Annotated in this window: 6 protein-coding genes; all 6 read left to right on the top strand. The window is 50.9% G+C overall.

The window, feature by feature from the left end; translation table 11 throughout:
• Positions 1 to 23: 23 nt before the first annotated feature.
• The 6 genes from L6466_RS03030 to L6466_RS03055 all read left to right on the top strand — a co-directional run bounded on the left by L6466_RS03030 (position 24) and on the right by L6466_RS03055 (position 13,407).
• A complete protein-coding gene (locus L6466_RS03030) occupies positions 24 to 2,309 on the top strand; it encodes a fasciclin domain-containing protein (protein WP_237802126.1) in 2,286 nt (761 codons plus the stop codon).
• Positions 2,310 to 2,383: 74 nt separating this feature from the next.
• Entirely contained in the window at positions 2,384 to 4,231 is a 1,848-nt protein-coding gene (locus L6466_RS03035) for a fasciclin domain-containing protein (RefSeq protein WP_237802125.1), read from the top strand.
• A gap of 8 nt (positions 4,232 to 4,239) precedes the next feature.
• Positions 4,240 to 7,551, top strand: coding sequence for a SusC/RagA family TonB-linked outer membrane protein (locus L6466_RS03040; protein WP_237802124.1), 3,312 nt, complete (start codon positions 4,240 to 4,242; stop codon positions 7,549 to 7,551).
• Between the two features lie 30 nt (positions 7,552 to 7,581).
• Entirely contained in the window at positions 7,582 to 9,591 is a 2,010-nt protein-coding gene (locus L6466_RS03045) for a RagB/SusD family nutrient uptake outer membrane protein (RefSeq protein WP_091818498.1), read from the top strand.
• Between the two features lie 147 nt (positions 9,592 to 9,738).
• On the top strand, positions 9,739 to 11,181 hold the full coding sequence (gene axeA1, locus L6466_RS03050; RefSeq protein ID WP_237813070.1) for an acetylxylan esterase AxeA1: 1,443 nt from the start codon (positions 9,739 to 9,741) through the stop codon (positions 11,179 to 11,181).
• A 102-nt stretch (positions 11,182 to 11,283) separates the two neighbouring features.
• Complete coding sequence (locus L6466_RS03055; RefSeq protein WP_237802122.1) at positions 11,284 to 13,407, top strand: glycoside hydrolase family 97 protein; 2,124 nt, start codon at positions 11,284 to 11,286, stop codon at positions 13,405 to 13,407.
• The last annotated feature ends 194 nt before the right edge of the window (positions 13,408 to 13,601 follow it).

Genomic DNA, 13,601 nt, shown 5'->3' on the forward strand with positions numbered 1-13,601 from the left:
ATGAAAACAAATAATTAAAGATTATGAAACAAATAATTATAAATAAAACAAAGGAGTTGCTTCGTTTTGTGGTCTATATACTCCTCCCTCTCACAGGGGGAGGCTGGGTGGGGGTCTCCTCTTGTACTGAGGAACCCGATGGCTCAAACCTCTTCTCTACAGACGATAAGACTATTGCAGAGTTGCTGCGCGACAGAAGCGATCTGACTGCTTTCTACCGTATCCTTGAGAAGGGTGGCTTCGACAAGTATATGGCAACCTATGGTGAGTACACCTGTTTTGCTCCGTTGAATGATGGTGTGAATGTTTATCTCGACAGTCTGTATAATGACGAGTCGTACCTCATTTCAAAGGCAAAGGTTAAACATAATGGTATTAAGGAGGATGGCAACTGGGATAACCTGGATGTGATGTCAAAGGTAGATCTGATGTCCGACTCGCTTTGTGAGGACATTGCACGCTTCCACCTCTCTGGTGAAGAGCATCTGCAGGTTGACCTCGACGGTACTACGACGACATGGACCACGATGAAGACCGGTCGTAGCATCCGTGTGGGTGTGTTCTTGGACAACGAGTATAACAATACCCATTTCCCTGATTTCGTGGGACTCACCAGTCTGAACGATATCTCAGCTATCATTGACGGTGATATAGAGGCCATCAATGGTGTGCTTCATGTATGCTCGAATGTGATTCCTCGTTCAGACCGTACAACAGACGACCAGTTGCGTGTAGAGGGTGAGAAGGACCTGAGCATCTTCTATGCTGCTCTTGAGGCTACTGGTTATACGGATACACTGCTGATTGAGAAGAAGTATAATGCCGACGGCACGGTGAAGACCTATGACCTGGGTACCAACCATAATGACCGTGACGGCAACCCACTTTATTATCCTAAGGAGTGTATGATTAAATGGACCGTTTTTGCTGAGACCGACGACGTGTTCCGTGCTGCAGGTATCAATAACTTTGACGACCTGAAGGCAAAGTGCGTGGAGTGGTATGGCAACTGTGGTGCTTGGTATGACTATATCAACGAGAAGAATATCACCATCAGCACGGGCGACGACTATACGAACCCCTTCAACGTGGTGAATATGTTTGTGGCTTACCACATCTTGCGTGCAGGTATGCCTATCGACCGTATTGTCTATGAGAAGAACAAGCAGACGGATGGCTCATGGAACTTCTGCTTCGGCTATGAACCTCAGGAGTATTTTGAGACAATGTTGCCCAATACCTTGTTGAAGGTGTGGGAGACGAATCCTAAGAGCACCAAGAACCTGTGGCTGAACCGCTATTTGTCAAACAATACGCTGACAAAGAAACTGGGACTCTGTGCCCTGGGCGATGGTGACGAAGACCACCAGCTCATCTTCAAGGGCGTGCCCGTGGATCGTGATAACAGCGTGGAGACACTGAATGGTTATATCCACCGTATCAAGGGTATCCTGAAGTACGACCAGAATGCCAAGGACGGCCTCCACGAGCGTCTGCGCCTGGATTCTTCTACCTTCCTCTATGAGTTGATCAATAATGGTCTGCGTGGTGCAACAGCTGCCGAGGTTAGCTCAATGAATGGTGGTGGTGATGGTAACCGTGTGGCTTTCCATAACACCTATTTCGATAATATCGTATGCTATAACCCCGGCACACTGCTCCGTTTCAACGTGATGGGTGCTTGGCGTGCACACAACTCAGACCAGTTCCAGGGATGGGATGTGTATGACTTCGCCATCAAACTGCCTCACGTGCCGACAGGTGACTACGAGTTGCGTATCATCTATCCCCCAATGGCTCGTGGTGGTCTGATGCAGTTCTACCTGGGTAACTCACCCAAGCAGTCGGACATGGTGGCTGTAGGTATTCCTTTCGATGCTTGTGCTAATCCTTACGAGGATGCTACCATCGGTTATGAGGATCTGATTAACCGCGCCGACGACGAGACTTCTGACTGTGGCGTAGAGAGCGACCAGCGTATGCATGTACGTGGCTATATGCGTGCTCCGGCATCTTTCTCTCGTGGTACATACAATTCTGTTACCGATCCTCTGAGTTATTCGCCAGACGATATCTATTCTGCAGCTAGTCAGATTATCGGTTCTACCAGCTGTCGTTCAGAGACTGGTTATGGTACGATGATGCTGCGCCGCATTATCACTGCCCAGCGTTTTGAGCAGGGTAAGGACTACTGGTTGCGCATCAAGAACCTGGTGAACGATACCAACCTGGGTTGGTCGTTCGACTTCGTGGAACTGGTACCTCTGGATATCGTGAACAGTCAGTCTATGTCTGAGGACTGGTATTAAAGACCCACCCCCGACCCCTCCCTGCAGGGAGGGGAGTGGTTAGACATTAAATTGAAAATTAAAAATATAATAATATGAAACATCTAATATGTAATAAAACAAAGGAGTTACTTCGTTTTATGGTCTATATACTCCTCCCCCTCACAGGGGGAGGCTGGGTGGGGGTCTCTTGCTCCGACTATGATGACTACAATACGGTGCCTGGTGTGTTTGGTGGTGACCAGACTGGAGCCAACAACACGTTGTGGGAGAATATCTCCAACGATCAGCAGCTGACCCGTTTTGCTGATCTTGCCCGTAAATGCAGTTTCTCGGAGGTTCTCAACAGTCCTCGTTTCTACACCGTATGGGCACCCGTTAATGATGCTATCAGCGATGCAGAGTATAACCGACTCATGGCCAGCGACAGTGCTACCGTGCTGAAGCAGTTTATGCAGCAGCATATCACGGAGTATAACTATCCTGTTTCTGCTGCGCTCGACAGCACCACTATTGTGTCGCTCAACATGAAGCACCATCCCTTCACTCAGACCTCATTCGACGGCTACAGCTATAACGCTGTCAATATCGCCTCGAATAATGGTGTGATGCACAAACTCAACGGTATGTCTGAGTTCCATAATAACCTCTATGAGAATATTGACAACCTGCAGGGATGCGACTCCATCAAGAAGTATATCCAGAAATATGACGAGTACTACCTCGATGTCAATGCCTCTGTCATTGGTCCGTTGCGCGATGGTAAGCAGACCTATCTGGACTCTGTGATGAAGAAGCGCAATAATGTGATTCGTACCATTATGAAAGCCGACCTGGAAGATGAGGATAGCACATTCTGCATGCTGATTCCCAACGACAAGGCATGGAACGCTGCTTACTCAGCCATCAATCCCTGCTACAACTATATTGCCAAGTTGGACTACATGGATCTTTCAAAGAAGAGCACCGTTGCCTCTTCTATCAAGGCTACCGATGCCAAGGCCGACAAACCATCAGAGGCTACAAGTGCACTGCAGGACTCGCTGACCTGCCGCAATATTGTAGACAACCTGGTGTTCTCTGCCAGCTATCCTCAGAACGGTCCGCTGTTTGGTCAGGGCACACTGACAAGCAAGGACACGGTGGTTACTACGAACGGACGTTATTTGCGTCATGCCGATAGGGTGCTGGACCACACGCTTGCCATCAATGAGATGAGTAATGGTATCACACGTACTATCGACTCGCTGACTTTCGACTCATGGAACAGCTATAATCCGGTGATTAGAACTATGCGTCCTGACGCAACGATGAAGGTGAACAAGTTGACCACGCACAATATCCCTCTGGATAGTCTGGCAGGTCGCGACAGTCTCTTCTCGAAGGTGCCTGCGATGTTCCATCAGTGGCTCTTCCCCAAAACTTCTCGTTTCTTCTCATACGTGGCTGTGGATAGTGCCAATGTCGAGGGTACTACAGGTAAGCCAGAGTTCAACTTCGCCCTCGAAGGCGTTCGCTCTGCTACCTATCATATCTATGTTGTTACCGTTCCTGCTCAGGTGGAGGAACCTGCGGCTGATGTGAAGCCTTACTACCTGCGCTTCTACCTCAGTTGGACGGATGCTGCCAACAAGCAGCAGCTCACTGTATTGCCTCAGGGAGCCGCTAAGGATCTGGAGATGACCACAGACAATGGTACGGATACTAAGAAACTGACTTGCATCGGCGACCCCGGTCGTGTGAATGTCTTCGACCTGGGTGAGTTCACCTTCCCTGTGTGCTACTACGGCCTGGATGCTTATCCCAGTCTGATGATGATGCACACCAAGAGCTATACCTCTTCTGCTAACCGTAAGAAGTACGACCAGCAGATGCGTGTGGCAGGTGTTTATCTCGTACCAAAGGAGTATAACGATTACTGGACTAACGCTTCTAATGAATAATGACAACGATGAAAAGTATGATATATAACTACATACAGCGTCAGAGTCTCAGACTCTCACTCTGTGCCATTGCTTTGACAGCATGTTCGGTGGCTTATGCTCAGGACGACGTCGATGCCGAGGAGGAATCCACGGGTTTCAAAGCTCCTAAGCGCACACAGGTTGTTGACAATAACCCCACCTGCAATGTGCAAGGTATTGTGTTTGACGACGCCACCAAACTGCCCTTGGCAGGTGTACGTATCCAGGCACTTAACGACAAGCGTTATGTAGCCATGACCGATGATGATGGTAGGTTTTTTATCAAGGTGCCAACCTTCACTACTGCCCTCTTCGTGCAGACACCTACCTACCTCTCTCAGCAGGTAAGCATCAAACCTGGTGACGAGCAGCAGCGCGTGAGCATCTACCTGTTGAGTGATGCCTTTGCCACGATGTATGCCGATGGTACTACCATCACCGCTCAGAACAGTTTTGTCTCTAACGGCAACGGCCTGTCTATCGACGAAGAGATGACAGCAAAATTGGGTGGCGACATCCGTATGAACATGCATTCGGGCAACTTGGAACAGGGAGCCGCCATGTTTATTCGTGGTATCGGTTCGCTCAACGGCAATGCCCAGCCCCTCGTGATCCTTGATGGCGTAGAGCTCGACATGCAGCAGAGCCGCAGTTCACTGCATCTGGGCGACGTGTTCAATATGCTGTCGACCATCTCGCCAGAGGATATCGACAAGGTGACGGTACTCAAGAATGCCACTGCCCTCTACGGTGCCCGTGGTGCCAATGGTGTCATCATCATCGATACCAAGCGCGGTCACTCTATGGCCACTCGTATCGATGCCAAACTGGGAGTAGGGTGGACCTTTACCCCAAGTTATCCTAAGATGATGAATGCCGCACAGTACCGTAACTATGCTGTGGAGCAGTTGGGTACTATCGCTGAGGTGCAGAACCGTATTGGTTCTTCAACGAACCCCTTGCAGTTCAATTTCCTCAACGATGCTAAGGACGGCTACTATTATAATACCTATCATAATGATACTGATTGGAGCAAGTATGTCTATCGCACTGCATTGACCCACAACTACAGTATCAATGTGCAGGGTGGTGATGATGTCGGTATGTACAACCTCTCTGTGGCTTACATCCAGACGATGAAGAATATCAAGTCAACCAGTTTTGACCGTATCAACGTACGTTTCAATACTGACATCCGTCTGCTGTGGAACCTCACCACGAAGTTCGACATGTCGTTCTCACGTACAAACACGAACCTCTTCGACGACGGTATCGCTGAAGACCTGAACTCAGGCGTGATCACCTCGCCTGCCTTCCTGTCGCTGATTAAGAGTCCGCTGCTCAATCCCTATCAGTACAACAAGAATATCAATGCCTTCACCTCGCTGCTGGCCGATGCCGATGATTTGTACAGCACTCTGAAGGAAGGCAACTATTCACAGGCCAACCCCTTGGCACTGATGAGAAATGGTAACGGTGAGCGTAAGAACCGCAACGAGAACACGTTCTTCAACGTGGCTATCGCTCCTACCTATGAGATTAACAGTGACTGGTCAGTGACCTCTCATTTCAGCTATTATCTGAATCGCAACTCACAGGCCTACTACCGTCCCAACATCGGTATGCCTTCGTTTGCCATTAAGAACCTGGGTACTGTTTATTCTAAGACCGCCTCAATCTTCTCTAAGGAGATTAATGTGCTGAGTAATACGCATGTGGACTGGAAAAAGAAAATCGGTGCTCACACCATCGCTGCAACGGGTGGTTTCCGCTACACCTATTTCTCTTACGACAACAGCGACCTGTCAACACAGTACTCTACCAAGGGTGAGGATGATAAGAACCCCAAACTGGCTACAGGTAATGATGTCTATGATACTGTAGCTGGTGTTGATGATGTGTGGAAGAACATGCAGTGGTATGCTTCTGGCGACTATAACTACATGAACAAATACTTCGCTACTGTTTCTCTGCTTGCTGAGGCTAACAGCCGTTTTGGCTCTAATGCCAACGGCGGTGTGAAACTGGCTGGCGTGAAATGGGCCATCTTCCCCAGCGTGCAGTTGGGATGGGTGCTCTCTAACGAGGATTGGTTCCCCAAGAATGCTGGTATCAACTACCTGCGCTTGAATGCGGGCTTCGATATGAGTGGTAATGACGACATCAGCAACTATGCTGCACGCACTTCGTTCAATGCTGTTCGCTACAACTATCAGGAGATTGGTACACAGCTCACCAATGTAGGTAATGAGGAGATTAAGTGGGAGACAACGTCTAAGTTCAATATCGGTCTGCAGGCCAACTTCCTGCACAACCGTCTGGGCTTTAATGCCAACTACTTCATCCACAACACCAAGGACCTGCTGACACTGAAGAGTTTTGAGAATCCTATCGGTGGTATCAATAACTACTGGACCAACGATGGCGAACTGCGCAACACTGGTTTCGAGGTTGGTATCAATGGTAAACCCATCTCACTGAAGGACTGGCACCTGGAGATCGGTGCTACCGTGGGCCACTACAAGAATGAGGTGAAGGCACTGGCCAATGGCAACTACACCTCTTCTATCTATGGCACCGACAATATTCTGACCTCTGTAGGCAACCCCGTGGGCGTGTTCTATGGTTACAAGACCAAGGGCGTGTTCTCTACTACTGCCGATGCACAGGCAGCAGCCCTCTATCTGGTTGACGAGACTGGTGCTCAGCAGTATTTCCAGGCTGGTGACGTGATTTTCGATGACCTGAACGATGACCACCAGATTGACGAGCGCGACAAGACCATCATCGGCGATCCCAATCCCGATATCTACGGAAATATCTTCCTTAACCTCAACTGGAAGCGTTTCACGCTGGGCATGACCTTCAACTACAGTCTGGGTAATGATGTGTACAACTATCAGCGCTCTATCCTGAATAGTGGTTCTACGCTCTACAACCAGCAGGTGGCCGAGATTGCCCACTGGCGTTACGAGGGTCAGCAGACCTCTCTGCCTCGTCTGAACTATGGCGACCCCATGGGCAACAACCGCTTCTCTGACCGTTGGATTGAGGATGGCTCTTATCTGCGTATGAAGAGTGTGATGCTGACCTATCAGGTGCCTATGCCCGATTCATGGCAGTCATGGCTCCAGGGTATCTCTGTATGGGCCGAGGGACGTAACCTCTTCACTTTGACGAAGTATACGGGTAGCGATCCTGAGTTTGCCGCTGGCAACAACCAGCTCTACCAAGGCATCGACTGCGGCACCATCGCCCAGGGACGCATCTTCTCTATGGGTGTGAAGATTAACTTATAATGGACAATTGATAATTGAAAATTGATAATTATGATTACCAAAGCAAAATATTTCATCGGCGGCATCTGCATGATTTGTGGCTTGGCCTCTTGCTCAGATATGCTTGAGTCAGACAGCTCACGCCAGTTGTTCGACCCTGCCCTCGACCAGAAGACAGACTCTGTATTCTATGCCTATGGCATCATGCAGGCCATGCAGGAACTGGCCGATCAGTATTACTATCAGAACGAGATGCGTGGTGATTTGGTGAGCCCCACTTCCAAGGCTACCACTCACCTGCGCAACCTGGCATCGTTTACGGCCGATGCCACGAATAAGTACGACAGTGTGTACCTTTATTATAAGGTAATCAACAACTGTAACTATTATCTGGCTCATCGTGATACCACATTGGCCACAGGTGCCCGTAATGTGGTGTGCAACGAGTATGCCGCTGTGGCATCTTTCCGCGCTTGGACCTACCTGCAACTGACTCGTCAGTATGGTCAGGTGCCTTATGTCACCGACCCTGTCACCACCATCGGTCAGATCAATGCTAATACGCAGATGACCGACTATCGCACTATCCTGACAGAAGAAGCTAAGATGATGGAGACCTTGAAAGCCCGCTATACCGACGAACAGTTGGCTGTGCCTACCTTCAACCAGAATTCACGTTCTGCAGGTATGCTCAACTGGGGCGGAGGCGAGAAATTCTTCTCTCCAAAGAAGTGCTTCGTGCCCTTCAACGTGGTGCTGGGAGATATCTACCTGGAACTGGGTGAGTACGAGAAAGCAGCCACCTGCTACTATCAGTACCTGCGCTACGAGGGACAGTTGAATACTTCCAATATCTCTGTAAACTACAACAACTATATGTCTCCCTCCTATAGTCGCTATAGTCCAATATTCAAGAACTTCACTGAGTGGCCAGCCGACTTTAACGACGGAAAGAATTCATCCATATTTAATAATACGCCTATTTGGGAAAACTCGTTTACACATGCGGCCTCACCTGGCGATGTTATCTCTTACATCCCCATGGCCGTGAACTACACCATGGGTAAGACGACTGATATCCCTGCCTCTTACGGTTATAATTACTATGGTACCGAGAGAACATCTACGGTAGATGTGAACGATCCTATGGAGAGTATCTTTGATTGTCCCAAGACCGAGGATATCCAGATTGTGCCCTCACAGGCCTACTGCGATTCAGCCCGTCGTGCCCAGTATTATTACTATACTGAGCAGGTAAAGGTGACGCCTTTCAACTGGATTGTGAAGAATGTGGCTGTGGGTGATGCCCGTGCCCAGAGCATCTGTCAGGGTGTTGGTGCCGACTCCACCTTCGTCTATACCTACAAGCCCTCTACGGCTTATGTCTATCTGTATCGTAACGCCACGGTGTGGCTCCACCTGGCCGAGGCTATCAACCGCATGGGCTATCCTGATGCTGCCTTCGCCGTGCTGAAGAACGGTCTGCACACCGAACTGCCCAACTATCGTTATCTGGAGGTTTATCTGAAGGATGCTGAGGGCAACGACTCTCTGGATGGCGACGGCAATAAGGTGCTCGATATGACCCAGTCGCACTTGGATGACAAGTATTACCTGACGCCTGAGTCTTACGAACTGCTGACCACGAAGTTGCCTTTCCTGGCTCAGGAAAACTCTGAGATTTTCAGAAACGGTGCGCAGAAATCGTTCGTGGGTATCCACATGCATGGCGCCGGTGCTGTGGAAGATCTCTATTCTACTTATCGCTATAGTAATGTCCTCGCTGCTAAGTTGGCTGATATCAACAGTAAGTTCAGTCTCGGTCTGACTACTTATACCAAGGACGACTATATCAATGCGATGGAAGACCTGCTCTGCGATGAGTATGCCATGGAGTTTGCTTTTGAGGGCACTCGCTTCTCTGACTTGCGACGTCTGGCACTCCACAAGAACCAGTCGGGCATCTATGGCGGTAACTTCGGTGACAAGTGGCTCAGCACTAAACTGCAGAACAATGCCCCTGGTATCACCACGCAGAACTGTTACCTGCCGTATAAATAAGATTCATATTTATAAAAGAATATTTGGTTTACAAGGTGTAACAGTGGTTACAAACAAAGGCTCCTGAAGTGATTCGGGGGCCTTTTTTTTGTGGTTCTACTTTTTTTTCGTACCTTTGCGACAGAAAAACTTAAAACGTAGACTAAGATGCGAAAGATTGTTTCTTTTGGATTGTTGCTGCTGGCACTGACCCTCCAGGCACAGACAGCACGGAAAATCACAGTAAATATCACCCCCGACGGCAAGGCCAATATGGTGGGCTATCTGCCAGAGACACCTTCAGGACGCGCTATCGTAGACTGTCCTGGTGGCGGCTATAGCCACCTGGCTACCCAGCACGAGGGGCACGACTGGGCTGAGTATTTCAACCGTCAGGGCATCGCCTTCTTCGTGCTCACCTACCGCATGCCCAATGGCGACCGCTCTATCCCTATGGGCGACGCCCAGCAGGCTATCCGCACCGTGAGGGACTCTGCCCAGGTGTGGGGCATCAATCCTGAGGATGTGGGTATCATGGGCTTCTCGGCTGGTGGTCATCTGGCCTCTACCGTGTCTACGCATAGCGAGTACGACTGTCGTCCAAATTTCTCTATCCTCTTCTATCCTGTCATCTCGATGAACGAGCGCGAGAGTCATAAGGGCTCGTGTGTGAACTTCCTGGGCAAGGACGGACAGAAGGACGAGCGACTGGTACGCCTGTTCTCCAACCAGAATGCGGTGGTACGCCATCTGACGCCTCCTGCCATTATTCTCACGGCCAACGACGACGGTGTGGTGCCGCCTGTGACCAATGGCGTGGCCTATTATTCGGCTATGCGCCGCATGGGCAACGACTGTACGCTGCATGTCTATCCCAGTGGGGGCCACGGCTTCGGCTTCCGTTCTACCTGGCCTTTCCACGACCAGATGCTGAATGACCTCACCGCCTGGCTCAACTGCCACAAGGCGCCTCGTCGTGATGCTGTGCGCGTGGCTTGTATCGGCAACAGTATCACCGATGGCCACGGCATCGATATGAGTGATGCAAAGGCATGGCCCGGACAGTTGCAGAAGCTGTTGGGCAGCGGCTATGTGGTGAAGAACTACGGACGCAGTGCCCGCACGCTCCTGAAGAAGGGCGACCAGCCTATCTGGAACGAACAGGCATGGCGCGATGCCGTGGCGTTCAAGGCTGATGTGGTGATTATCAAACTGGGTACCAACGACTCGAAACCAGAGAACTGGCAGCATGGCAATGAGTTCGAGAGTGATCTTCGCTCAATGATTGACCAGCTTAATCCTAAGGTGCCCGTGCTCAACAAGAAGGGCAAGCCCACGAAGAAGATGCAGCGCTCTGCCAAGCCGCGCATCATCCTCTGCACGCCAATCCCTGCCTACAAACCTTCATGGAATATCAGCGATTCTGTCATCGTCAATCAGATCATTCCTATCATCAACAAGGTGGCACAGGACGAGCATCTGGAGGTGATTGACCTGCACTCCATCTTTAATAATGCCGATGGTAAGGCCATGCAGGCCGACGGCATCCATCCCACCGAGGCTGGCGATGCGCAGATTGCGAAGACTGTTTTTGGAATCTTAAAAAACTAACGTCTTAACTCCTTCGCTCGGCGCTTGCGACGCTTTTACAAAGGTCGCAGACCGACTAAAAGAACTCCTTTTAACTCCTTTAACTCCAAAATAAGAAATAAAATGAAGAAACAGAACACATTGATGTTGGTAAGAAAGGCGGTAATGGGTGTTTTACCTTTTTACCTTTTTACTTTCTTACCTTTAACTGCTTCGGCTCGTGAGGATGCCATCTCCTCGCCCGACGGGAAACTGGTGGTAACGGTGAGTGACGACGGCCCCTGTGCTACTTATGCCGTCAAGTACGACGGCCGACAGGTGTTGCTGCCCTCGCCACTGGGATTCAAGGCCGACTTCGGTGACTTCACCCAGAAGCTCCGAATCACTACGTCCAGGATGGGCGGTGCTGACCGTCTCTATCAGATGCATCAGGCCAAGCGTTCGTGGATGCACTACGTGGCTGCCCAGTTGTTTGTCAGTTTCAAGAATGCTGCCGGTCAGAAGATCACGGTGGAGTTCTCTGTGAGCAACAACGACGTGGCTTTCCGCTATCATATCCCTCGTCAGAAGGATGACAATCCCAAGAGTGCCGTGATTCAGCATGAGTCCACGGGCTTCGTCCTGCCCGATGGCACCACCACGTTCCTCACGCCTCAGAGCAAGGCGATGGTGGGATGGGAGCGTACCAAACCCAGTTACGAGGAGGAATACAAGGCCGACATGCCCATGACGGCCCGTTCGCAGTATGGCGAGGGCTATACGTTCCCCTGCCTGTTTAAGTTGCCTGCCACGAAGTCGCAGGCCACAGAGCCGGGTGGCTGGGTGCTCATCTCTGAGACGGGCGTCAGCAGTCAGTATTGCGGCTCTCACCTCTCTGATTATCCTTACACCATTGCTTTCCCCATGGCTGGCGAGAACAATGGCATCGGCACCACCACGGCGGGTATCGCCCTGCCTGGCAAGACGCCCTGGCGTACTATCACCGTGGGCAACACGCTGGCGCCTATCGTCGAGACTACCATCGCCTATGATGTGGTAGCACCCCGCTACTCCTTCGGCACCATGGAGAATCTGGAGGAGTTCCAGGAGAGTGCCGCCTGTGCCGCCTGTGCCCCTGGCGATACCAAAAGCGATTCTGTCGCAAAAACATCAGCCCTCAGCCCTCAGCCCTCATCCCTCATCCCTCAGCCCTCATACGGCCGCTACACCTGGTCATGGCTGATCTGGCAGGACAACTCCATCAACTACGACGATCAGGTGAAGTTCATCGACCTGGCTTCTGAGATGGGCTATGAGTTCTGCCTGGTGGACAACTGGTGGGACCAGAACATCGGTCGTGAGCGCATGGCTGAACTGTCTAAGTATGCGCAGTCAAAGGGTGTGTCGCTGATGCTGTGGTATAACTCCAACGGCTTCGAGAACGATGCGCCGCAGACGCCACGCGACTGTCTGAACACCAGCATGGCACGTGAGCGCGAGATGGCCTGGCTCCAGAGCATCGGCGTGAAGGGTATCAAGGTCGATTTCTTCGGTGGCGACAAGCAGGAGACGATGAAGCTCTACGAGGATATCCTCTTCGATGCCAACCGCTACGGCATCCAGTGTATCTTCCATGGCTGCACCCTGCCTCGTGGCTGGGAGCGCATGTATCCCAACTTCGTGGCCTCTGAGGCTGTGCTGGCCAGCGAGAATGTGTATTTCAACGAGGGTGCTGCCGTGCGTCAGCCCTTCGACCTCACCATGCATCCTTTCTGCCGTAATGCGGTGGCCACGATGGACTGGGGTGGTGTCATCATGAATAAGTATATGTCGAAGGACAATAAGACGCGCCATACGCGTAAGACCACCGATGCCTTCGAGATTGCCTCGGCCTTCACCAACCAGACGGCCATCCAGTGCATCGCCATGCAGCCCAATAACCTGCAGGAACTGCCTCAGGCCGAACTGGATTTCCTCAAGGCTATCCCCACCACGTGGGACGAGACCCGCTATGTTGATGGCTATCCTGGCAAATATGTCGTGCTGGCCCGCCGTCATGGCGACCAGTGGTATGTGGCTGGTCTGAATGCCCTGAAGGAGCCCCTCACGCTGACCCTCGACCTCGACGACTTCGATGTCACCCGTCAGTTCTGTGACCAGGTCGACAAGAAGGGCGCCGTCACCGGCATCGCCATCAGTCCCCTGAAACTGAAGAAGGGCAAGGCAAAGGTCACCATGCAGCCCAACGGCGGTTTTGTGGCCTACTAACCCGGTTCTTTCCGACAAAACAATAACGGCTCCCGAAGCATTCCGCTTCAGGAGCCGATTTTTTAATGTTTCATGTTTCATGTCTCAGAGCGAAACGGCGTTTCTCTTGCAGCGAGCCGGCGTTTTGCTGTCAGCGATACGGCGTGTTGCTCATTTTTGACAATGCGAAGGTACTACATTTCCATTGCGGTCTA

It is taken from the genome of Prevotella communis (genome assembly GCF_022024175.1).
Classification (GTDB): domain Bacteria; phylum Bacteroidota; class Bacteroidia; order Bacteroidales; family Bacteroidaceae; genus Prevotella; species Prevotella communis.

Coding starts and splice junctions, on each gene's coding strand:
- L6466_RS03030 (WP_237802126.1), top strand. CDS start 24: ATGAAACAAATAATTATAAATAAAACAAAGGAGTTGCTTCGTTTTGTG.
- L6466_RS03035 (WP_237802125.1), top strand. CDS start 2,384: ATGAAACATCTAATATGTAATAAAACAAAGGAGTTACTTCGTTTTATG.
- L6466_RS03040 (WP_237802124.1), top strand. CDS start 4,240: ATGAAAAGTATGATATATAACTACATACAGCGTCAGAGTCTCAGACTC.
- L6466_RS03045 (WP_091818498.1), top strand. CDS start 7,582: ATGATTACCAAAGCAAAATATTTCATCGGCGGCATCTGCATGATTTGT.
- axeA1 (WP_237813070.1), top strand. CDS start 9,739: ATGCGAAAGATTGTTTCTTTTGGATTGTTGCTGCTGGCACTGACCCTC.
- L6466_RS03055 (WP_237802122.1), top strand. CDS start 11,284: ATGAAGAAACAGAACACATTGATGTTGGTAAGAAAGGCGGTAATGGGT.